General features: G+C 36.8%; 17 protein-coding genes. 3 read left to right on the forward strand and 14 right to left on the reverse strand.

The window, feature by feature from the left end:
• Positions 1–148 precede the first annotated feature (148 nt).
• From pepN to thiC, 8 genes are all read right to left on the reverse strand, one after another.
• Complete coding sequence (gene pepN, locus ACFIMG_RS04530; RefSeq protein WP_375679016.1) at positions 149–2,776, reverse strand: aminopeptidase N; 2,628 nt, start codon at positions 2,774–2,776, stop codon at positions 149–151.
• A 73-nt stretch (positions 2,777–2,849) separates the two neighbouring features.
• On the reverse strand, positions 2,850–3,689 hold the full coding sequence (locus tag ACFIMG_RS04535; protein WP_375679017.1) for a uracil-DNA glycosylase family protein: 840 nt from the start codon (positions 3,687–3,689) through the stop codon (positions 2,850–2,852).
• Positions 3,690–4,137: 448 nt separating this feature from the next.
• Positions 4,138–4,896: a hydroxymethylpyrimidine/phosphomethylpyrimidine kinase gene (locus ACFIMG_RS04540; RefSeq protein WP_375611294.1), complete on the reverse strand. Its 759-nt coding sequence runs from the start codon at positions 4,894–4,896 to the stop codon at positions 4,138–4,140.
• The gene (locus ACFIMG_RS04545) at positions 4,887–5,492 is read right to left on the reverse strand and encodes a thiamine phosphate synthase (protein ID WP_375679018.1); all 606 of its coding nucleotides are present in this window, start codon (positions 5,490–5,492) and stop codon (positions 4,887–4,889) included. Before ACFIMG_RS04545 ends, ACFIMG_RS04540 begins: the two co-directional genes overlap by 10 nt.
• A complete protein-coding gene (locus ACFIMG_RS04550; RefSeq protein WP_375611200.1) occupies positions 5,489–6,262 on the reverse strand; it encodes a thiazole synthase in 774 nt (257 codons plus the stop codon). The genes ACFIMG_RS04545 and ACFIMG_RS04550 overlap by 4 nt, the downstream gene beginning before the upstream one ends.
• A 4-nt stretch (positions 6,263–6,266) precedes the next feature.
• A complete protein-coding gene (gene thiS, locus ACFIMG_RS04555) occupies positions 6,267–6,464 on the reverse strand; it encodes a sulfur carrier protein ThiS (protein ID WP_273791115.1) in 198 nt (65 codons plus the stop codon).
• Between the two features lie 3 nt (positions 6,465–6,467).
• A complete protein-coding gene (locus tag ACFIMG_RS04560) occupies positions 6,468–7,418 on the reverse strand; it encodes an FAD-dependent oxidoreductase (protein WP_375679019.1) in 951 nt (316 codons plus the stop codon).
• Positions 7,415–9,250, reverse strand: a complete 1,836-nt coding sequence (thiC, locus tag ACFIMG_RS04565; RefSeq protein WP_375629319.1) for a phosphomethylpyrimidine synthase ThiC — start codon at positions 9,248–9,250, stop codon at positions 7,415–7,417. Before thiC ends, ACFIMG_RS04560 begins: the two co-directional genes overlap by 4 nt.
• 1,865 nt (positions 9,251–11,115) lie before the next feature.
• Between thiC and ACFIMG_RS04570 the strand changes: the two genes are divergently transcribed.
• Positions 11,116–12,090: a tail fiber protein gene (locus ACFIMG_RS04570; protein ID WP_375612960.1), complete on the forward strand. Its 975-nt coding sequence runs from the start codon at positions 11,116–11,118 to the stop codon at positions 12,088–12,090.
• A 1,148-nt stretch (positions 12,091–13,238) separates the two neighbouring features.
• Here ACFIMG_RS04570 and ACFIMG_RS04575 read toward each other — a convergent pair.
• From ACFIMG_RS04575 to ACFIMG_RS04595, 5 genes are all read right to left on the reverse strand, one after another.
• Entirely contained in the window at positions 13,239–14,072 is an 834-nt protein-coding gene (locus ACFIMG_RS04575) for a heme ABC transporter ATP-binding protein (RefSeq protein WP_375679020.1), read from the reverse strand.
• Entirely contained in the window at positions 14,069–15,166 is a 1,098-nt protein-coding gene (locus ACFIMG_RS04580; protein ID WP_375679021.1) for a FecCD family ABC transporter permease, read from the reverse strand. The genes ACFIMG_RS04575 and ACFIMG_RS04580 overlap by 4 nt, the downstream gene beginning before the upstream one ends.
• A 5-nt stretch (positions 15,167–15,171) precedes the next feature.
• Positions 15,172–16,074 (reverse strand): hemin ABC transporter substrate-binding protein, encoded by a 903-nt coding sequence (locus ACFIMG_RS04585; RefSeq protein ID WP_375679022.1) that lies wholly within the window; start codon positions 16,072–16,074, stop codon positions 15,172–15,174.
• Positions 16,075–16,092: 18 nt separating this feature from the next.
• Positions 16,093–17,136, reverse strand: coding sequence for a hemin-degrading factor (locus tag ACFIMG_RS04590; RefSeq protein WP_375679023.1), 1,044 nt, complete (start codon positions 17,134–17,136; stop codon positions 16,093–16,095).
• A 263-nt stretch (positions 17,137–17,399) separates the two neighbouring features.
• Positions 17,400–19,577 carry a TonB-dependent hemoglobin/transferrin/lactoferrin family receptor gene (locus tag ACFIMG_RS04595; protein ID WP_375679024.1) on the reverse strand — a complete coding sequence of 726 codons (2,178 nt, stop codon included), beginning with the start codon at positions 19,575–19,577 and terminating at the stop codon, positions 17,400–17,402.
• A 243-nt stretch (positions 19,578–19,820) separates the two neighbouring features.
• On the opposite strand from ACFIMG_RS04595, the gene ACFIMG_RS04600 reads away from it, so the two are divergent.
• Positions 19,821–20,591: an energy transducer TonB gene (locus tag ACFIMG_RS04600; RefSeq protein WP_375679044.1), complete on the forward strand. Its 771-nt coding sequence runs from the start codon at positions 19,821–19,823 to the stop codon at positions 20,589–20,591.
• Positions 20,592–21,566: 975 nt separating this feature from the next.
• Here ACFIMG_RS04600 and ACFIMG_RS04605 read toward each other — a convergent pair.
• On the reverse strand, positions 21,567–23,657 hold the full coding sequence (locus ACFIMG_RS04605; protein WP_375679025.1) for a lytic transglycosylase domain-containing protein: 2,091 nt from the start codon (positions 23,655–23,657) through the stop codon (positions 21,567–21,569).
• A gap of 250 nt (positions 23,658–23,907) precedes the next feature.
• On the opposite strand from ACFIMG_RS04605, the gene dapA reads away from it, so the two are divergent.
• A complete protein-coding gene (gene dapA, locus ACFIMG_RS04610; protein WP_375611210.1) occupies positions 23,908–24,792 on the forward strand; it encodes a 4-hydroxy-tetrahydrodipicolinate synthase in 885 nt (294 codons plus the stop codon).
• Positions 24,793–24,807 lie beyond the last annotated feature (15 nt).

The following is a 24,807-nucleotide window of genomic DNA, read 5'->3' on the forward strand; positions in this document are numbered from 1 at the left end:
TTTTGGAATATGAAAAGAAAAAAATACTTTAAACGTGACCTATAAACAGGCTTAGATTGCCTGTTTATAGGTTTAATGATGATCGAATAGTTTATAGAATTTATTTTAAAAAATATCATAGCATATTGATTTAAAATAATTTTTTGTTTCAAGTAAGCAGACGGTTGATGATATCAGCAACATCGCTTGATAATTTTGGCGCAGCAGCAATCATTTTTAATTCAGTTTCAAGTTTTTGTTGTCGAATAGGTTCTAATTGTCGCCAAGAGCGCATCATTGTTAATAATCGTGAAGCAAGCTGTGGATTTTTTTTGTCAATTTCCAAAATGACTTGGCAAAGAAAATGATAAGATGCTCCATCCATCCTGTTAAAGCCCGTGAGATTGTTAGAGGCAAAAACACCGATTAGAGAACGTACACGATTAGGATTATCTTGTGAAAACAGCGGATGTTGCATGAGCTTTTGAACATTCTCGAGTGTTGATGTGCCAGCAACCATTGCTTGAATAGAAAACCATTTATCCATGACCAAAGGGTCATGCCGATAGCGGTTTTCAAAATCATTTAAGGCATTTTGTGCCTGCTCATTTTCATTAAAACGCTTCACGAGAACAGCGATACTCGCCATACGGTCAGTCATATTATCAGCTGTTGCATACTGTATAGCAGCTCGATTTGGATTGGCTTCAGCAATGGAAAGGTAATCCAGTATGATATTCTTTAATGCTCGCTTTCCAGCTTGTGCAGTGTTTGGTGAATAGGGCTCTTGGGTTTGCATTTGTCCATAGAATTTTGTTAAGAGCTCTTGATGAGTTTGTGCAAGTGAAGCTAAAAACTGATTGCGGATATAATGAATACGATTTGGGTCAATATTTTTACCGATTGTATGAGCAAGCTCAACTTCACTAGGTAAATTTAAACAGAAGGCACGAAATTCAGGCTCTAAGGTTTCATCTGTTATGATCGTTTCAATCAGCTTTAGCAAAGCAGAAGGAAGTGTTGCTTTTTCTTGTGTTTTATCTTGAATGCTTTGAATCAAAGCTTGCGTCATTAAATGATTAAGAGATTGCCAGCGATTGATGTGATTGTCATCATGTTGTGCAAGAAAAATAAGTTCTCTTTCATTGAATGGAGTGTGTAGAATGATTGGTGCTGAAAAGTCTCGCAGCAGTGATAAAACGGGTTTTTCACGCAGTCCCTTTAATGTAAAGGTTTGGCTTTCCTTGGATAAAAGCATAACATCTGATTGAATATCTGTATCTGCTTCATAGGTGAGGTTTTCTCCATTAGGTCCTAACAAGCCAAATACGATAGGGATAAGCATGGGCTTTTTTGTATTTTGTTGTGGGGTAACGGGAATATGTTGCTTTGCATGAATTGTTAAAACACCATCGCTATAATGACTATCGATTTCTACATTGGGTGTTCCTGCCTGTTCATACCATAGCATGAATTGGGAGAAGTCTTGACCAGACACTTCAGCAAAACAGGTAATAAAATCTTCAATTGTACAAGCTTGTCCATCATGACGTTGAAAATAAAGATCAGTGCCTTTACGAAAAAGAGTAGGACCTAAAATAGTTCGTATCATGCGAACAACTTCAGCACCTTTTTCATAAACAGTTGTGGTGTAAAAATTATTAATTTGGCTATATTGACGAGGACGTACAGGATGCGCAAGAGGTCCTGCGTCTTCTGCAAATTGCGTCGCTTTTAATGCTTTTACATTTTCAATTCGCTGTAGGCTGCGTACATTTTGATCTGATGAAAATTCCTGATCACGATAAACAGTGAATCCTTCTTTTAAACAGAGTTGAAACCAATCGCGACAGGTAACACGATTACCGCTCCAATTATGGAAATATTCATGTGCAATGACACGTTCAACATTTCTATAATCCTGATCGGTTGCTGTTTCAGGATCGACAAGAACATATTTATCATTAAAAACGTTAAGGCCTTTGTTTTCCATTGCTCCCATGTTAAAGTCGGACACAGCGACAATATTGAAAATATCAAGATCATATTCGCGTCCGAAACATTGTTCATCCCAACGCATGGAACGTTTAAGAGCATCCATTGCGTAGGTTGCGCGTTCGGTTTTTCCTTTTTCTACATAGATACCAAGCTCGATACGTCGTCCAGATACAGTTGTAAAATGGTCTTCTAACTTATCAAGATCTCCACCTACTAAAGCAAAGAGATAAGATGGTTTGGGATAAGGATCTTCCCAAATGGCAAAATGGCGATTATTCTCTAAAGTTCCTGTTTCCACCAGATTACCATTGGAAAGCAAGATTGGGATTGTTTGGGAATCTGCTTCAATTTTCACTCTATAGGTAGAAAGAACATCTGGGCGGTCGTAAAAATAAGTAATACGACGAAAACCTTCCGATTCGCATTGTGAGCAATAAACACCATTTGAAAGGTAAAGCCCCATAAGTTGGCGGTTGCTTTCAGGATTCAGTTCTGTAACCAATTTCAATGTAAAAGGAGCCGTTGGTGGCGTTGTAATTTCTAAACGTGAAGGCGTCACTTTATAAGTGTTTGGGGCTAATATCTCATCATTAATAGAAACGGAAATTAAAGTAAGATCATCACCAGAAAGAACAAGAGGTGTTAATTCTTTTGTATCGTGACGGGATTCAATAGACAATATGGCTGTAACATAGGTTTTTGTCGGTGCTAATTGGAAAGAAAGTTGTGTTTTAGGGATAACGTAAGGGGTTGGTTGGTAGTCTTCCAAACGATAAATAGATGTTATTGGCTGTTTCATAGTTTTTTCCCATTTGTATTTTAAGAGTTAAAGAAGGGAGTGTTAATTTTAGAAGCAATATAGGATTAAAGAATTACAAAAGGCTGTCGAGGCGATTTTTTACTTCTAAGAAGTCTATCCATGTAAGCTTCTTTTGACTAGGGGTTCTAAGAAGGTAAGCTGGGTGGAAAGTTGGCATAACAGGTATTTTTATATTATCCTCGCTTTCATAGATATGCCATTTCCCTCTTGTTCGGATAATCCCATTTTGAGATCCAGTAAGAAACTGTGCAGCAACGCCTCCTAGTGCTATAAGAACACGAGGACGCGCTAAATAAATGTGCCGTTCAATAAAAGGGCGGCACAAGGCAACTTCTCTTGGTGTTGGTGTACGATTTCCTGGCGGACGCCAAGGAATAGTGTTGGCAATGTAAACATTATTTCTTGTTAAGCCAATTGATGCGAGGATTTTATTAAGCAACATCCCAGCTTTTCCCACAAAAGGAATTCCTTGTATATCCTCGTCTCGTCCTGGTGCTTCGCCTATAAGCATCAGGGGGCTTCCTGCTGTTCCATCTGAAAAACAGGTATTTTTTGCTGTCAATTTTAATGAACAGCCATTAAATGCAAGGAGAGCAGATTTTAATTCATCAAGTGTCTTTGCATTTTTTGCACTCTCTATAGCTGTGGATTCATTTTGTATAGTCCTAGAGTTATGCAGCTGATGATGATCTAATTTTATGGTTGGAGATGTTTTGGGAGATGCTTGTTGATTATGAGAAATGTTCACGACAGATATTAATTTTCTCTCTGAACAAGCAGACTGCTTAAAACGATCAATAGGAAAATCTGTCAGAACGGCATCCGCACCACTTTCTTTATAAAAGTTTAAGAGTTCTTCATAGGAAATTGAGCATGGCGTTTGATTTAACATTTTATTTTTTCTAATGATCTAGCGATTATAGATCAAACAAAATTATCCTTCAAGTTTTATTAAATGTATTCGCTAGCCATTAATGTATAAGAACGCTGATAGGATTCTCTCTTTTCACAAAAAAGGCAAATCGTAAAATGCGAATGTTCGCGATTATATGCATCTTTAAATGTATAATTTGTTTAAATTGCGTTATTTCAACTTTTTAAACAGACTAAACTCACTCATACTAAAAGAATTTTTTACTGAATGCAAGTGGTGTGATAATATTTTTTATCATTATATTCTATATTTAATACTTAATGAAAGTGAATTTTGTAGTATTTTATTTATAAGATTAATTATAAATTTTATATTATTATATATATTTAATAACTTTTATTAAAAATATTAAATATATTAATTGAAATATATAAATATTACTTTTATATGAGAAAATACTAAGACGTTATAAACTATTTTTACAATGGGTTAAAAGCAATGTGTGGATATATGCTTTTGCTTTTTTTACAGCTGAAATGAGAGGTTCATTTAATGCTAAATGCGCTGCAATAGCGCTTGAGAGAATGCAACCTGTTCCTCGCATTGTTCCTTTTAAACGTGGAGTAGAGATATTTATGACTTCAGTTTTGTCAATGAAGCTATCAATTGCAAGAGGCCCCTCTGCATGTCCCCCTTTTACTAAAATAGAGCGAGCTCCCAATGACAAAAGTTTTTTTGCTTGTTGTATTGCTTGCTTATCATGAGATGCCAATGGACTTTTGCTAAGAAGAGCGAGTTCTTCTCTATTCGGTGTTAAAAGATCAACATGAGGAAGCAGTTTATCGATCATCGTGTCGATGATTGTTTCCGTTATTAGTTTTCCTCCTGATGAAGCGACAAGTACAGGGTCCAAAATAACTGGAACATGGGGATAGTCTTTGAGTACGTTACAGATTGCTGCTATAATTGCTTTTGTCCCCGTCATACCGATTTTTATTGCGCTTATTGGATTTGCTTCTAGGGCAGCACGCATTTGCGCAGCGACGAGGTCTCCACGCATTGGAATGATTTCGACAACGCGATTATCATCTTGTACGTTAACACAAGTAATTGCTAAATTTGCTTTTATTTGAAAATGTGCAGAGGTTTCTATATCACGAACAATACCAGCACCTCCTGTTGGATCAGTGCCCGCAACAATAAGAATAGAAGGTATCAACGCCATGTTTGTGTCACTTTTATCCACTGCTGTACACGCTCTTCTGGTTTTTTATGGAGGATAATATCAGTCACAACAGCAGCACTATTTGCTCCTGCTTTTAAAACACCCACTGCGCGTTCTGGTGTTAAACCACCAATACCCACCAAAGGTAAAGCACCAATCCGCTTTCTCCATTGTTTGATTTTTTCTAGTCCTTGCGGCATCCATTTCATTTTTTTAAAGATTGTCGGATAAATAGGACCAAGTGCAATATACTCAGGATTAGCAGAGAGTGCGATATCCAATTCATGTTCATCATGTGTACTAAGACCAACTTTTATACCACTTTTACGAATTGCGTGAAGATCAGCATTGCTTAGGTCTTCTTGTCCCAGATGAATAAAATTACACTTTTCATCAATTGCTATTTCCCAATGATCATTAATAATTAATTGTGCTCCCAATTTATTGCATATGTTTTTTGCACGCTTAATATGTTGACGGATTATTTGTTGATTTTCATGTTTCATACGCAATTGTACGAGCTTGATACCAAGAGGAAGCAAACGTTCAATCCAATCAGCGTTATCAACGATGAGGTAAAATGGATCCAGTTTCATGAAAATACCGCTTTTCCAATGATTGGTGTTGAAGGGACTGCTACATTGCGTGCTTCGATCATGCCAGCTTTATATCCCATACGTCCTGCTTGAACAGCTTTAGAAAATGCTTCAGCCATTAAGACAGGATCAGCTGCTTTAGCAACTGCGGTATTAAGAAGGACCGCATCATAACCTAGTTCCATTGCAATGGCGGCATGTGATGGGCGTCCAATGCCGGCATCAATAACAAGAGTAGCATCAGGAAGGTAAGCACGGATAGAACGCAATCCATCAGTATTATGAGGTCCTTTGGCAGAACCAATAGGAGCACACCAAGGCATAATAACACGGCAACCAATGTCGAAAAGTTTTTCAGCAACAATGAGATCATCCGTTGTATAGGCAAAAATTTTGAAACCTTCATTGTTTAAAATTTGAGCAGCTTCGATTAAGGAAAAAATATTTGGCTGTAAGGTGTCTGAATTACCGATAATTTCGAGTTTAATCCAAGCTGTTTTAAAAAGATCTCTTGCTAATTGCGCTGTGGTTACGGCTTCTTTAACAGTATAACAACCAGCAGTATTAGGAAGCACTGTTACCCCAAGTTCTTGAAGAAATTTCCAAAATTGTCCACCTTGTTTTCCACCTGCAGTTTCACGGCGCAAGGAAACAGTTACAATTTCCGTATTCGATTTATGAATAGCATCACGAAGGATTGCTGGTGAAGGATATTGCGCTGTACCTAATAGAAGACGGGAAGAGAATTGTCGTCCATAAAGATTCAGCATAATTTTAGCCTCCTTGCATTGGGCTTAAAATTTCAATTTTATCTCCTTCATGCAAGACAAATTGGCTTCGTGCATCTATGGGAACAACTTCAGCGTTAACAGCAGTTGCAAGCCAATTTCCTTCATACCCCAATTCTTCAAGCAAGAGACCGAGAGTCATAACTTCTGTTTGGACTGTTTCACCATTAACAAATATTTGCATGTTTTATTCCAATGCCAATTCCATTGCTCGTTTTGCCATTTCTGGAGACAACAGAAAACCATGTCTATAAAATCCATTAATAGAAATAAAGTTACCATTTTTATGCACAGAAGGGAAGTTATTAGGATAACATGGACGAACACCAACGCCAGATTCAATAATTTCTGCTTCAGCAAAAGCAGGATGTAAAGTATAAGCCGCGTTGAGCAGTTCCATCATTGATCTTACAGAGATTGCACCATCAAAGTCACTTTCAATCATCGTTGCACCAATCATAAAAATATTATCTTGTCGAGGTACAATGTAGAGAGGAAACCGTGGGTGAAGAAGACGAATTGGACGCGAAATTTTAATATCGGTGCAGCGCACGAGAAGCATTTCGCCGCGTACGCCCCGTATATTTTTATCTTTTCCTAAACGTGCTATTCCTGTCGCATCAATAACAATATCAAAATTTTTTTCAGCTATTTCTACATCAACAAAACAGGCTCCATTGTTGAGAAGCTTTTCTTTTAAAACCATAAGTGCTTTGCGAGGATCAATATGGGCTTCATTTTCATAAAAGAGTGCACAGTTAAAACGTTCCGCAAGATCTGGTTCAAGATGAGCTATTTCTGTATTATCTACGGTTTTGTGATTATGCGTACGCACAGAAAATCGTTCAAGCTCTCCTCTATCTCGTGTAGGTGCAACCACTAAAGTGCCTTTTTGTATGACAAGGTTTGGGAGCGTTTCACGCCACCATTGTATAGCTTGTACACCAAGATCTTCAACAATTTGTTCTGCACTTTCCCTTTCACAGTAAGGTGCAAGCATTCCTCCTGCATACCAACTAGCACTTCCTATAGGTGAATGTGGGGGGGCCGATACAGTAACAGAAGCACCTTTTTGCTGTAACATAAAGGCAACTGTTAAGCCGCCTACACCTGCACCTTTGATAAGAATGTTCTTCAACTATTTACTTTCTTTTTTTGAGGAGGAACAATTTCCATATAAAGGTCACCATTTTTCTGATATTTTTCGGCCATGGCGATCATACCTTCCCCTTTTGTTTTTCTTATTGCGGCTGCCTCACGAATATCATGGGAAATACGCATAGAACAGAATTTTGGTCCACACATGGAACAAAAATGCACCAATTTATGGGCTTCTTTAGGCATTGTCTCATCATGAAAGGCACAGGCTGTTTCTGGATCAAGAGAAAGGTTAAATTGATCGTGCCATCTAAAATCAAATCGTGCACGCGAAAGAGCATTATCGCGCAATTGTGCTCTAGGCAAACCTTTGGCAAGGTCAGCGGCATGAGCAGCAATTTTATAAGTAATCACACCAGTTTTTACGTCATTCCTATCGGGCAGTCCTAGATGTTCTTTAGGTGTTACATAACACAACATAGCAGTTCCAAACCATCCAATCATAGCGGCACCAATTGCTGATGTAATATGGTCATAACCAGGAGCAATGTCCGTTGTAAGAGGTCCCAAAGTATAAAAAGGCGCCTCATGACAAAGATCTAATTGTTGCTCCATATTTTCTTTAATTTTGTGCATTGGGACATGCCCAGGACCTTCAATCATAACCTGTACATCTTTTTTCCAAGCAATTTTTGTCAATTCTCCCAAAGTTTTAAGCTCTGCAAATTGGGCTTCATCATTGGCATCGGCAATAGAGCCAGGGCGTAATCCATCTCCTAATGAAAGAGAGATATCATATGTTTTTGCAATATCACAAATTTCATCAAAATGTTCATAGAGAAAGCTTTCTTTGTGATGATGGAGACACCATTTTGCCATAATAGAACCGCCTCGTGAAACAATACCTGTTACACGATCAATGGTCATAGGAATAAATGGTAATCTTAATCCTGCATGAATGGTAAAATAATCAACACCTTGCTCTGCTTGCTCAATAAGGGTATCACGGAAAATATCCCATGTTAAGTTTTCGGCAATACCCTGTACTTTTTCGAGTGCTTGATAAAGAGGAACTGTTCCGATGGGCACAGGAGAATTTCGAATAATCCACTCACGGATATTATGAATATTTCGACCTGTTGAGAGATCCATAACTGTATCTGCTCCCCAGCGAATGGCCCAAACCATTTTATCAACTTCTTCTTCCATAGATGACGTTACTGCTGAATTGCCAATATTGGCATTAATTTTAACACGAAAATTACGCCCAATAATCATGGGTTCGCATTCTGGATGATTAATGTTTTGTGGAATAATGGCGCGTCCACAAGCAATTTCATTGCGAACAAATTCCGCAGTATAAATTTCTGGTATTGATCCAGCAAATGTTTCATTTGATGGTACATTCTGCCGTTCTTTTACTACTAATCCTTCATTTTCTCGTATAGCCACATATTCCATTTCTTCGGTAATAATGCCTGCGCGTGCATAAGCCATTTGTGTAATTGCTTTGCCATTTTTTGCTCGTAAAATAGAACGCTTTTGTTTAAAGGCTGGTGTAAGGTTTTTATCAGAAGTCAATCCATTATCTTCAGGTTTAACTAATCGTGCAGGATAAGTTTCAGTATCATTCCGCTTAGAGAGCCAAGGCAAGCTAATTGCTGGCAAGCCCTTTGTAATATCAATGATCATATCTTTATCTGTGTAGGGGCCAGAAGTATCGTAGACGTTTAAAGGTTTTTCACCACTGCCATCAGCCAGTGAAATTTCACGCAATGGTACGCGCACATCAGAAAAGAGAAGGCTCTGTTGATAAATTTTGCGTGAAGCGGGAAAGGGGCTACAACTGATTGATGGAGTATTTTTCTGCACAAACTTTTTCCTTATAGACACGGAGTTCAAAAATAGGTTGCGATGTTAATGGAGTTACGATGTTAATGGAGATGTATTCAAATTATCAATCACGAGCATTCAGATGAATAGGGATAGTATTGCTTTGTAGCAAAGAAAACCCAATACAGCTCAAGAAAAGTTATTTTGAAAAACTGATACAATATCTATTCTAATATTTGCATGCCTCCTCCCACTTGAAGTATTTTTGTTAATACGAATATGGTTGGCTTAAATATCTATATTGTCAATCATAAAAATATATTTTAAACGATTTTGGTGTGTTTTTAAGAGTGAAAATAGATATTATGAAGTGATAAACTATGATATTGAAGCTTTTATAAACCAGAATAAAGTTAAAAACGGATTATCAGGGAAAAGTAAATAGTTTATGGCTCTGATTGAGATTTTTTTCATATTAAAATAATAACTCAGAATACCATAAGATCCTCTCATCATATATCTTTTCATATAAAAACACTTCCTTGCACGTCATAAGTGGGAGCGTATGGGGCAAAACACTTGAAGAAAGGAAGCCAAATGTCATTTAATGAACATTCTAAGATGTGAGGCTGTCAAAACGTGGGGGACAACAAAATGTATGATGGATTCCACTTGTATCTTCAAAAGCTTAAAGCTGATGATCTATAATGGCTTTCTATTGTATCATTGACGTGCGCTGTCATAAAATGAAAGGAGTATATTTTGAGCAATATTTCTTAAAAAGTGCGTAATATGCAATATCATTATATTTTGTTTGAGGTACTTTATTCTTTATGAGGGGGATGTTCCCATTAAGAATGCGATAAACAAAAGCGTGAAACAATACCTAATCTTTATTATAAAAATAATATTGCCTTGAATTAAGAAGAACACCAATAATTGCAAGATGTTGTTTAGAATGATTTATTGTTCTTGCAAAAAAAATATACATATAATAATATATAGAGGGAGATGTGCTAAGTGTGGGAGGGGAAAAGTTAGTTATGGGGCGTTTAAAAAACAAGGATATTGTTCATAAAAATTGGGGGAGGGCGCTAGGTTATGCTTTTTAATTTTTTCCGGATCGGATACAACCTTCAAATTTTGTGAAGGTGTGTGGTGTTTCTTTAGTATTTCAAAGTATTTCATTTTCAGTTCAATGAAAGCGTGAGGAAATAGCCATATTGAATATATTCTCTATGATGTATTTAGATTGAACAAAAGCTTGTTCAAAAAAACATTGGTGATAATCCTGTAACACAATTTCAGGAATAAATTGAATAAAATAGAACACAGTATCTGCATGTGAATAAAAACATAATGAAGCATGCAAAAAATTTGAAGCTAATTTTTAAAATTTTAATACAAATGATAGCTAAAAGATAGAATTTCTTTGTTTAAAATATATGGTATAAAATATCGACGAGATAGATTTAAACTATTGAAAAAATAAAAAAAGATAATGTTTAAGTCAGAAACTTTCTATGTGGGTGATAAGTTATTACATTCAGTAATGGTTATATGAAATCCATAATAAGAAAAATTTTGGAAGTATTTATAAATTTTGCAACAAGATGCGAAATTGAAAAAATAATTATATAACAACAGAAAAGCAACAAAACAAGATATTAAGTAACATTAGATGAGGTGGTTACATTATACATTAGAAGAGAAAGCATTAATACTAATGTTATGAAAAGCGTCTGGTGAATTTAGGTTATAAAATTGGAAGGAGTGAAGAGAGATAAAATGCGTAAATAAGGATGGTGCAGTGGTTATGATGTACCAATCAACAGCGGCAGCACATTTTAGTGCACAGAACGAGAAGTTGTTAGAAAAACTATGAAAATAATGGGGGATTTAAAATGTCTAATATCTATGATTGGTCTCTAAAGGCTGATGAAAATGCTTATTCAGATAGTATCATTAATTGGGCAGAAGGACAGCCGCCTAGTTCTGTTAATGATAGTGCACGGGCGATGATGCAGCGTGTGCGCGAATATCTTGCAGATAATGGTGGGTCTATTAATTCAAGCTTTATAGTAAATTTGGAAGATAAAACAACATTAATTACCTTAAAGACAGTTTCGCCTATAAAGAAATACAACAATGATATCGTCATACGTTTTAAAGCTTGTGGTGTAAATATTGGCGTGACAACAATAACTGTTAATAATATAGGAGAAAAGCTTATCTATAAAGCCACTGATGCGGGGATTATACCATTAGAAGGTGGAGAATTTCAAACAGATGGCATTTATGAAATGGTATACAATAATGGTGTTTTAATAAAAGAGCATGAGGGTTGGTATTTATTAAACCCTACACCACCAAAGATAGAAAGTTTCCCCTCTGGATTCATTGCAACATTTGCTATGCAAAATGTGCCAAATGGTTGGCTTTTATGTGATGGTAAGGCCTATAAGCGTGAAGATTATCCGCAGTTATTCGAGGCAATAGGTGATAAATGGGGAAAAGACAGCAATAAAACTTTTAAAGTTCCTGATTTTAGAGGCATGTTTTTACGCGGCTTTGATAATGGTCGGGGTTTAGATGGTGGTAGAAAGTTTGCAGATGAACAACAAGATAGCATAAAATCACATACGCATATTGGGAGTATTGAAAACGCAGGCGAGCATGCGCATAATTTTGAGTATCAAGGGGTAGGATGGCCCGTTGGTGATATTGGGAGACTCCCGAATCATTATACTTATAATACGACCCTGAAAGGGAGAACAGCTTCTGCTGGTGCACATACACACAAGGTAACTCTTTCCCATACGGGTGAGGCAGAAACGCGCCCTGTTAATACAACCGTTGTCTATGCTATAAAATCATGAGTATGTTTAAGTAATAATAATCTATACACCTTGATAATTTTGTTAACGCGGAGTAATTCCGCGTTATTTTTTATGCATATGAAAAGGAAATCTATATTGTTAATAGGATACTTGAGAGAGTCAAAAAACAATTTTAAAATGATTGAAAGAAAGAGTTAAGGATATAATTTATTATAAAAAAAGAAAATCATAACTTTTTTATAATTGTATGATAACATAGGGAAAATGTGTAAAAATCATTTAAACTGTGCCGTGAAGAGATCTGGAGATATATTTTTTCATAAGGTGTTTTGATAGGGGAAGGTAATAAAATTATTCAACCTGAGGCATAAAAAAGTACAATATTTTTAGCGTTTTTTTGTGCAAAAATAGCATACCCCTGTATGAGTTAATTCATCTTATAAAGATATTTCTCACCTTGTTGTCAATTTCATTTCTTTGCATTGCCATGGTAGGAGGCTTTATCTGTAAATGATAGTACCCCTTTGAGTGGAATCATCGTTATGCTTGTGAAGCAGCAGAGCAACGCTATTTCTATACTCTCTCCTCATCCCTATATTCCGTATTGTTTTTGCATTAGGGGGCTTACAAGAAGCGTTATTGAGTTTATTTTAAAGTTTTTATTCAATAGGTTAATTCTTTATGATATGCCAATAAACAATTTTTTAATAGAGAGAGAAAAGTAAAAATATCATTGTAAATCAATATTTATTTATACAAAAAGCTAAAGTATATGTGTTATAAAGAAAACATTACCATTAAAGCTACAAATAAATCTTTTATGGAGGGGAGAAAGGTACTTGATTTCTATATGGTCCTTAGAAGATATAAATAATACACCCGTTATTATAACAAAGGCATTTGTATGTATTTCTTGAATCATTTTTATAAAGATAAAAGTGATAGAAAGAGTGGGAAAACGCATATTTATGTTGTATAAATTCGTATTATCTAAAAATTTGATAACAAAACAAAACTTCACATGTTTTTAGTTACGTAAAATCTTGAAAGATTTTAAACTGGTATTTTTTTCCAAAAATATCTTTAGGGTAATTGGTCTTCTTTTTTAATGATAGATGACAAAAAGGAGTTCATATAAAAATAAAAAAGATTCTTGAATATTTGCGTGTTTTATTTTGCTATGGACTTTAGTTTTTAGATTGAAGCCGATAGCTTAGAGATCTAATTTCATAGGAGGATGTCGTTTGAGGGAGTATAAAAGGGATATCTTCTTTAGGTAATTCAGAAACGTTTAAAGAACAATGATAAACATTGCGGAGATTTTGTGTTGTCAAAACATTAGTTGCATTTCCTTCGCAATAAATCTCACCTTCCTTGAGCAAGATCATGTTATCTGCATAATGTGCCGCGAGATTGAGGTCATGAAGAACAGCAAGAACGCCGCCACCAGAATGAGCAAATTGTTTAGCAATATCCATAACGATGATTTGATGTTGAATATCGAGGCTAGCAATAGGCTCATCTAATATCATCCAGCGAGGAATCCCATTATGAACAGGTTTCCAGACTTGGCAAAGTACACGGGCAAGTTGTACTCTAGCTTGTTCTCCGCCTGATAATTGGTGATAATACAGGTTGCCATAATCAGAAAGGTCAACGCACTCTAAAGCTTTCTGGATAAGATTTTGCAATTCGGCTTTGGCAATGCTAAATTGGTTTACAGAAAGGCCAAGCCCTACAACTTCATGGACTAAGAATGGAAATACGAGCGTTGTTGATTGTGGTAGTACAGCGCGCATTTTTGCCATTACATGAGTTTTTGTTTGGCATACATTATAACCATTTAAGGTTATTTTTCCACTGTAAGGAATTTCACCACTCAGAGCTTTGATAAAAGTACTTTTTCCTGATCCATTAGGACCAATAATAATGGTAAAAGCACCACTTTTAGCTTGAAGATTAATGTGTTTAAGAATCTGCTTCTTTCCGCGCTGAACACAAATATTTGTCGCTTCAATCATGAAAAGTCTGTTCCTCGTTTGCATATAAGGATCCATAGAAAGAAAGGTGCACCAAAAAGTGCTGTTACAATCCCAATCGGCAATTCTGCGGGGGCAACAATTAAGCGTGCAAACATATCAGCAAAAATAAGTAATGCTGCTCCCAAGAGAGCAGAGCAAGGAATGAGATAGCGATGATCAGGACCTATGAGTTGACGTAAAATATGAGGAACAATAATACCAATAAAACCAATACCACCACTGACAGCAACAGCACTACCGCACATAAGAGCAACAAGGGGAATAGCAATATTTTTGACGCGTTGAATATGGAAACCAATATGGCCAGCAACAGCTTCTCCAAGAGCAAGGGCATTAAGCGCTCGTGATAAAAAGGGAGAGAAAAGAAGACCAATAACGATAAAAGGGAGAACGAGCCATACTTTCAACCATGTAGCGCCCGCAAGAGAGCCAAGACTCCAAAAAGTGATATCACGCAGTTGTTGGTCATTTGCGACAAAAATCAATGTTCCGACAACTGCACTGCTTAATGCACCAAGAGCAATACCAGCAAGCAGCATGGTTGCAATAGAGGTAAAGCTATTATGCGTTGCTATTATGTAGAGAATAATCGTTGATAAAAGTCCACCAAAAAAAGCACCTATGATAACTTTATAAGGCTCTAGAAAAGGTGCAAATGAAACAGGAAAAGCAATGCCGACAACAATTGCTAAGACTGCTCCAAGTCCAGCACCTGCTGATACACCTACAATTCCGGGATCTGCAAGAGGATTACGAAAAAGCCCTTGCATAAGAACACCGGAGACAGCTAAAGCTGCTCCAATTAATAATCCCAAGATAACACGGGGAAGCCTTATGTCGATGAGCACGAGGTAATCACGCGTTTTACTACTTACCGAAAAATCTTGTGTAAGTATCACATGGAGGAGATCAACGAAAGAAACCTTTGCTGCACCATTCAAGAGCCCACCAAAAATACTGAAAATAAGGAATATTATTAAGCTTAATAATAAAATTTTTCCCTGCTTTGAACGGTTTATTTTTTTACCTTCTTTTTCTTTAGGTAAATGCATCATGGATGTACCGTCTACCATTTTTATCAGCTCTTACCGTTTTGATGTGCACCATAAAGTATCTCAATAAGCTCTCTTGATGCGTCTGCAGTACGTGGACCAAATCCCAAAAAATACATAGCATCCATCTGTTTTATGGCATGATTTTTCGCTGCAGTTGTTGCTTGAACTGCCGGTATGGCTAAAATCTTATCAATGCTGGTTGATCTTGCACCATGTTTTACAAGCAAAATAACATCAGGATCTGATTTCAATAATGCTTCGCCGTTGAGAAGTTTATATCCTTTATAATCGGTGATAGCATTGATAGCGCCTGAAAGTTTGATCATACTATCAGCTGCAGTACCTGTTCCAGATGCCATGACGCGTCCATTTTGCACAGAGAAAACAAAAAGAACACGCTTTGGTGTTGTTACTTTCGCCAAAAGCGCATCGTTGTCTAAAAAATTACGCTTCAATTTCTCAATTAACGCCGCGGCTTGCACTTCGCGATGAATGGCTTGACCAACGAGGCGAATCTTTTCTATCACATTTTCACGGGAGTAGTTTTCTGGTATGATCACCAGAGGTATTGATGTTTTTTTGAGAATATCAATTGTTGAAGCGGGACCACTTCCTTCAACAAGCAATATACCCTCTGGAGCAAGTGATAAAACACCCTCAGGTGAAAGAGCACGCATATATCCAAGCACAGGAAGCTTGAGCGCTTCTTGTGGATAGACGCTTGTACTATCACGAGCGACAAGTTGATCTTGGGCTCCCAATGCATAGACAATTTCTGTAAGTGCGCCGCCGATAGAAACAATTCGAGCATTTTCAGGAAAACGCGTTGCAGGTTCAGCAATTACTTGTTTAGAAAAACAAGTAAGAGAGAGCAGTAAACACGTAAGAAAAAGGTTTGATAACCTATGTAAAAGAGATATGAACATGTCTAACCTTATCTTATCTTAGTTACTGCTGTTTTCTTGGCATGATGGCAAACTATTCAACAAAGAACGCCAATCTTCACGTTCTTTTTGACCCTCCTTGCGTACGCCAAAGAATTGAATAACCATCTCATCATCTTTATCGAAAACTTCAAGTGAACTGACATAACCATCACGGGTAGGTTTGCGAACATGCCATACACTAGCAATCCCGGACGTGAGTAAATGAAGGTCAAATCTTGGATCAAGAACATTAAGCCAAGGTCCCATTTGCTTAATATTTTTTACAGTCCCACTAAAAATTTGAATACACCCTTTATTCCCAACAAAACACATGATTGGCAGTTCTTGTTGTGCGACTTGGTTAAGCATTATTTCAACAGCATTTACCTGTAATTCATCGGCAAATTCATTACCAACATATTTTACAGCATGATGTCGATTAATTTTAAATTCGGAAATAATTTTGTGAAGTTGGTGTACATCTGTCATTTTCCGCCAACGATCCCGAAAACTCTCAATATCCAATTCTGTTATGTCACATTGGGCTGGGAGAGAAACAGGAAGAATGTTAAGAACAGGAGACTGATCTTCAAGAAGGAGCTTTTCAACAAGTTTATTCCACTCTTCCATATTTGTCATATCTTTAGAATAGACCTTTAAAATAGCAACGCCATGTTGATCAAAGAATTGCAGACTTTTTGTAGGTTTTCCAAGAATAACGACATCATATTCAAAACCGAACTTCCATTGTTTTGTAAAAATACGCAAATCAATTTCACCAAGTGTGATAGGAATATGTTCGTTTTGAACAATTTTTTCAAAGCGTCCCGTTATTTCGTGAACAGCATATTCATTGCGAGTTAAGACCATGACGGTTCCAAGTCGAGGTGCATTTTCCAAGAGAGTAGCAACATCAGTTTGTAGCCTTTTTGCTTTTCCAATGGTACAATAAGCCGCAATAAGCTCCGCTTCAGATATACCAATCGAAACCGCAAAATCGCGGTTTCGCATTTCTTTTTTTTCTTCACGCAAACGAAGAATCATTTCAGCTGTATGTGCCATGAATTTACCTTATGTTACTTAACTCAAAAACTAACTTTCAAATTTTACAATTCCAAGGCAATAAATTAAATTCTTTTAAGAGTTCAATCTATCACAAAATAACACTCTATCGCCAACAGCTGAGCAATCAAAAAACGATAAAACAGAAAGAATTAAAACTTTTCTACCAAATCTTTGTAATTTTAAAGATGTTGAAAATAGAAACACAATAATTAATCCTTTTATCAATACAATTTTATTGACCGAATAATTAACAGAAGTGACTAAAATTTTTGTACAAACGACACTTTAAAGTTACGACCAGGCTGGCTATAATAATCTTTTGGTGTTGAACTTTTACCTGAAGGAAGTTCAGATACATTCCAATATTTTGTATTGAAAAGATTATAAACACCGGCTCTTAGAATAGGTCCCGTTTCACCGAATGGCTTCCACCACCCTGTCATATCAACGACATGATATCCTGGAATTTTTTGGTAATCAGATTCTCCGGCTACTTTGTCACGTTTAGCTGCCAAAGTAAGGATAATATCGCTTCCCCAAACCTCTTTTGCATATCCTAATCCGATAACTGCTTTCAAAGGAGGAATTGAGTTAAGATACTCCTTTTTATCAAGATCTTTTCCTTGTGAATAAGCAAGAGCAACATTGCTATGAAAACCATTTTTAAGAACTAAATGGGCTTTTGTCTCAACACCAAAAATTTGCACGTGAAAACGATTCATGTAATGCCGACGCGCAAATCTAAATTCCTCTGATGGCCCTCTATCCTCAGTATCTATGAAATTCTTATATTGATTGAAAAAGGCATTGAAGGAACCACCGAAATTTACATTTCCATACCGTAGACCAACATCATACCCATTGCTTGTTTCTGGTTGAAGATCAGGATTCCCTTTCACGTAATAAGCAGAAGGTTTGATATAAGAGACGTAAAGTTCTGAAATACGTGGTGCACGAAAAGCCTGTGCCCACTGAGCATAGAGCGTTACTTGATTACGAACATCCCACTCCACGCGTAATTTAGGAGAAAAGCGTGAACCACTTCTTTCTGGAGGGAATTTATCAGAAATCAGTGCTTTCTCATAAGAAGGTGTTTTCTGAGGAACATATTTGTACCAATCATACCGGATTCCCGGTGTTACACGAAAACGATCATCAACCAACCCAATTTCATCTTCAAAAACAAAACCTAAATTGTAACCATTTGTGTCTGGTGAATCTGATCGATTAGCAGGAACAAAAAGACATCCCCGAGCGTATTCTTTTATATGACAATTGTCTTTACCTAACAAATAGTGATGAAATTTAGATGACGAAACATTCATTACAAACTTTAACGTATGGTTTATAGTGCCAAAATCCACTTTTTTAAGGGCATTAGCATTGAAACCATAATTGATATTACGCAAGAAATTATCTCTCAAATAATCCCCTTTGGGAGCTGAAACACGAACGCCTGTCATAACGTAACGACTTGATTGCCTTTGCCAATAAAGCTGCCCATTAAACGCATCAAGAACTGCATCACCATTACCATTATAATTATAAGAAAGAGAAAAGCGCTCACGAAGTTTATTATCCTGCTCATAAACGGAACCTGGAGCGTATCTTTTAGACGAATTTAATTCATGTGTGTTACTATTATGACCAAAACGCTCTGCGGTAAAACCAAGGCGGTGATTATCACTCAAATATTGATGAATTTTAAAAAGCAAGTTATTTTTATCAAAGTGAGAAGGGTTTTTGCGCGTGCGTTCCTCATACCCTTCTACTGTTCCCATATTTTTGCGCTCATGACCTTCTACATAAGATCCTTGAAAAAGTAAAAATGTCCGGTAATTACGCACAGCAAAAGCTTGATCGATGCGCCAGCTGTTATCAACAGAATTATAACCACCTTTTATAAGGCTTCCCCAATTCTTTTCTTCCACGATCAGGTCTTCAGGATCAAGGGTACGCAACGCAATGATTCCCCCTAAGGCGCCAGAACCATAAAGACTAGAATCTGACCCTTGAATAGTATCAAACGTAGAAAGAGCATTGAAATCAAAAGTTGTGTTTCCACCTCCACCACGGAATATATCATTAAACCATGGAAGAGAAATACCATCCATTGTCGTAAGAACACGGTTTGCATCTAAACCCCGAATAACGAAACTGTTATTTTCTGAGTTATAGGATACGGAAGGATTAAGACGACTCACATCATAAACATCAGTTATTTGTCTTTCATCAATATTCTTGTTGTTCTTACGATCAGTCAGAATGGTTATTGAATTTGAAGCATCTTCTATTTTTTTTCCTTTAATAAGGATTGGTTTAAGTTCAGTGACAGCACTTCCATCTTTATTTTGTGCAAAAACAAATGAAGGTATACAGACCGATAATGCACTTAAAATTACACAGCTTTTATAGATATTTTTTCGTCTTATTTGCATAACACATCATAACCCTTTTAAACATCCCCTCTCTGTTTTGAAATTTTTTTAATACAAAAAGGCTGGACTCACTGATTAAAACTTGCCAGCCAAGCAGGAATGATTTTGACAACGGCACAAAATCATTAGAAGACCATATTAAACATGACAAAATCAGTCAAGAAAAAAGTTGCAATTTCAAAATAGCCTGTTTTAATGAGATTGAACACCAATATTAAGCTTAAAATAGTGGCAGAAGAAACGATGAATTTTGCAAATACGAAACAATTATTAACTCTTTGGATTGGTGCATTTATTGGGGCTTTCTTTTTGCATGTATTATTGGCAGCACAGTTTTATTTTCAAAGTACTGGTATAAGTAATGGTTTGCTCTCGTCGGAGATTATGCTGACTTTTATGCAAGAAACTGTATATCCGGATGTTGATACAGACTTGCCAGATATTCATAGAGAGTCGGATATTAATACAGAGCAAGAAGTATTACAGTCTGATCTCCTAGAGCAGGAGTCAGAAGGATTGGAATCCGTGGATGAAGTTCAATCGGAAGAACCTCAGCATATAGTAGAACAAGATGACTTAAAGCCTTTGGAAGAACCCCTACCTCAAAAAGTGGAGCATAAAGCGTTTATCAAAAAAACAATACCGATGCCAAAGGCTGTAGTAAAGCGCTCCAATGCAAAGGCGGTACGTTCTTCTTCCATCAACAAGGGCGGCGGTACAGCAGGGCTTGAAGATATGTTGTTAATGGAGTGGTTAGCAAAGGTACAGTCACAATTAGAAAGGCAAAAAAATTATATTGTGGGACAGCGCACCAATCGTACAAAAGGAACGGTGAAGTTAGAATTTATGGTGCATGAGCAGGGGAGTATTTTTTCTAGTCGTGTAGTAGTCTCTGCTGGTGACCCGGAACTTGATCGATTAGCGATGGCAGCCCTTCGACGCGTTGGTTCTTTTCCACCACCACCACCATCAAAAGTGAATAAAACAATTAGAGTATCCCTAATATTTAGCTGATTTTTTATGCGGGGCGCTTTCTTATAATATATTGATTTATAATGATTGTTTATAATTTTAATGAAAGTTCAAATATAATTTATTCGAATTTTTTTGATGTTGAATCAATCAAAACCATCCGCTTACTTATGATACAAGTTGAGGAGGAGCATGGATAAAAAACTTCTAAAAAGCAGTGAATATACTTCTTATGAGTGCTCTAAATGAAAGGGCTTTTGCAACATTGGGAGTTAAGGGATGATAGAGCTATAGGTTTTATTAATTAAAGGTTAATCGTGTCTAATCGATTTTTATACCATTCGTGAGAGGATTTTCGTAAGTACTTTTAGATACACCGTTGTGAAATGGGCTTAGAAACATTAAAATAAAACAATAATATAAATAAGAAAAACATACTATTTAGGGATGCTCTGTTTTGTGTGAAGGATGTGAGCTTATATGTAAAAATGAGAAAAAAAGCAAAGCTTCATCTTCATCATTAAAAGATATTGACATATTTCAAAGTCGTAGAACCGAATGAAAAGGGAAGGGGCAGAAGAGAATTGTTTGTCTTTAAGGCTTTCTAACTCAATGAGTCTGTCTTTCTGTTATCAGAGATAATCCAAACGATATATATAATAACGTGCTCTTATTTGGTATAGAAATGTTATAAGCAGGAAAAATAGTCTTAAAAGATGCTGTTTCACAAGATTTGAATATTGACTAATAAGCAACAGTAAAAGGATGAGCTATTTGTTTCACTCTTCTCTTATATTTGTAATCTCTATGATATTGTCGTCTATGTTGAGAAGAAATGAATTATTTGTACTACCTATTGATTTATAATGATAATTCATCATTTCGAATTTATTAATACTGAATCAATTAAAATTACTTTCTTATACGTCCTAAGAAAGTGGGTATGGTACTATTTAAAAAGGAATAAAAACACTTCTTATCAACGCTTTCAAATGCTATTTGGGAAGTTAAGGCATATTATTTCCGTCGACCAGAAAGCAAGTCGGTTTTTATATCTATTTTCCCAGTGAGTCTTGCTTTGTAGACACCATAATTTTCCATGACACGCATCACGTAATTACGTGTTTCTGTATAAGGAATACGTTCAATCCAATCAATGACGTTATCGAGAGATTGACCTCGAGGATCGCCATAACGTTTTATCCATTCATTGACTCGACGGGGACCCGCATTATAGCCAATAAGAGTTAGTATATAGGATCCATTAAAACGTTCTAATTGTTCATTGAGAAAATGAGCACCTAATGTTGCATTATAATGAGCATCACTGCTAAATTTTTTAGGAGACCATGCGATTGAGTATTTTTTTGCCAGTGCTTTTGCTGTTGTAGGAAGCAATTGGAGTATACCTTGTGCACCTGCTTTTGATATGGCTGTTGGATTAAATTCGCTTTCTTGGCGTGCAATGGCATAGATAAGCGATTTTTCTTCTACAGAAATATGAGCAGAAGCTGGTATAGCTCCCAGAGGATGAGAGAGTGCACCGACATTTTTCCCCTGAAAAACAGCCATTTTTCCAATTTTGAGGCTGGTATAATAGTCTCCATTTTTTTCTGCCATAACAGCCAGAAGAGCTAATTCACCGGGGCTTTCTATTTTTTTTCCGAGCTCTCTATAAAAAATTTTAGCAAAATCAGCATAGCCGGCTGCTTCAAGACGTTGAATTGCTTTGATCGCTTTTCGTGCACTAAAATGTTGTCGCTCAGCGGTTGTTGGTTTGGGAAAGAAAACTTTAAGCTTTTTTTGGTTGAGTCGTGCAGCGGCTAATTGACCATAGTAAGTTGCACCAAAATGAGCTGCGCGATGAAAGTATTGCTGGGCATTTTGATGTTCTTTTAGCGCTTCTGCTGTTCGTCCCATCCAGTAATATCCACGTGATGCATAAAAAGGTAAAGAAGAGAGTTGAGGAATACGTGAAAAATGCTGCATTGCCAATTTAGGATTATGAAGAAACCGTAGTGCATACCATCCTGCATGAAACTCAGCATCGACGGCCAATGCAGATGTTATACCAGTGTGCATTGCAACAAGTTGATAAGCAATTTTTGGTTTGTTTAAATCGAGCATTTCACGAGAAAGGGCACGTTGTTCTTTCCACAATGAATGAGGGTTCATAAGGCGGAATGCATCTTTTGATGTTTTCATCATGAGTGCTGCTGCATCATCATATTGCTCTGTTCGTCGAAGATGGCGTATTCGAGCAAACTGAAAAAGAGGATCTTTTTGCCATGATCTCTCTACAGCTTTTAATTTTTGTGTAGCTCTAGGATCATTTTTTTCAACGGCCACAAAAGCATTAAAAAGAGATTGAGCATGGGCTAATTTTGCAACGCGTGCTGCTGAATCAAAACGATGTGCATACAGCATAAACTGCATGCGTTTCAAATGATCAATAGGTTTTAATGCAGCGTTTGCATTTTTAAGAACAAATACTTCTTCTTTTGCATTAAGCTGTGTTTTATGCCACCATGGCGCAATAACGTGTTGAGCACGAGTGGTTTGTCCCGTTGCGATAAGTGCTTTAGCGAAGAGAGCCATCCCTTGTACTGTTTGGGGCGGGTGATGAGAAAATTTTTGGATGATTGCGCGTGTGACGTTGGTTTCGTTAAGAAAAGCACGTTCAGCATTGCGTTGCATCGTTTCTATACCTGGCCATCCTTTTAGCATGTTGATTGCATTAAATATTTCAGAACTGGGTATATTAGCTTGGTTTGACACCCCCAGCGCCCATGTCAAAATATGACGATCAAGGCTATGTTTTTCCATTGAATTACGAAGATTTATTGTTTTTGCAATATTGTTGTTTGCTAGTGCATCTAGCCCAGTTTTCAGTTGCTGAAGTGTAGCGGTATTGTGTGATGTAGTGTGTATCTGTTGAAGAGAGTCTTGAGCTTCTTTTGCGGTAAAGGGAGTAGGGCGAACCAAAGGGATTGGTACTTTCCCTTGCAAAAGGGGTGTTTGCGCGTATCCACTTGAAAATAAAATTCTTATTGCCAGTATAAGTGCAGTAAAGGTTGATACGAAAAGAGAGGTGGAAAATACACGCATAGAGAAAAGACCTTGAGACCTTGCTTTTTGTAAAAACTTAAGGATTTATAGAACACAAGCATGAAAAACGCGTTAATATAGACGGCTTATTTTAAAGAAATGTTCAACATTTAAGGAGGGGCATTTTCATCTTATGAGGGCTTTTTTTGAAATTCATCTTGCTTCAATGATAGAGCAAGATTATGCTCTATTTAAAATTTATAAAAGGCGATTATAAAAAAATAAAAGCAAACATTATAGGGAGTTTATCATGCTCAAGGGAGCTATAACTGCGCTTATCACACCGTTTGATAACAAGGGCGCGATTGATGAGAAGGCGTTTTGTGATTTTGTTGAATGGCAGATCACACAAGGGATTAACGGTGTAAGCCCTGTTGGGACAACAGGTGAATCAGCAACGTTAAGTCATGAAGAACATAAGCGGATTATAGAATTGTGTGTTGAGCAGGTTGCAAAGCGTGTTCCTGTTGTTGCTGGAGCGGGATCAAATAGCACAAGCGAGGCTGTAGAGCTTGCACAATACGCGCAAAAAGCTGGTGCAGATGCAGTTTTGGTTGTCACTCCCTATTATAATAGACCAAATCAATCTGGTTTATACAAGCATTTTTCTTCCATTGCCAAAGCTGTTTCTATTCCGATTATAATTTATAATATTCCTGGTCGTTCTATTATCGATATGGCTGTAGAAACGATGAAAGACCTTTATCAAGATTTTAACAATATCATTGGTGTTAAGGATGCAACGAGCAGAATTGAGCGCGTTAGTGAACAAGGTGAAAAGTGTGGAAAAGATTTTGTGCAGCTTTCCGGTGATGATTGTACGGCGTTAGGTTTTAATGCACATGGAGGTATGGGGTGTATTTCAGTTTCTTCTAATGTTGCTCCAAAGCTTTGTGCAGAGCTTCAAGCCGCTTGTTTTCGTGGTGATTATAAAACAGCACGAGAATTAAATGATCGCTTGATGCCTCTTAATCGTGCTCTGTTTATTGAACCTAGTCCAGCAGGTATTAAATATGCTGCTGCAAAATTAGGATTTTGTGGTGATACTGTGCGTTCTCCTATTGTTCCATTAACAGAAAGAACAAAGAAGATTATTGATGCAGCCCTCAGTCATGCTGGTCTTTTAAAAGCATAAAATGATATTGACAAA

This window comes from Bartonella sp. AP11XZML, assembly GCF_042196445.1.
In the GTDB taxonomy this organism is placed as follows: Bacteria; Pseudomonadota; Alphaproteobacteria; order Rhizobiales; family Rhizobiaceae; genus Bartonella.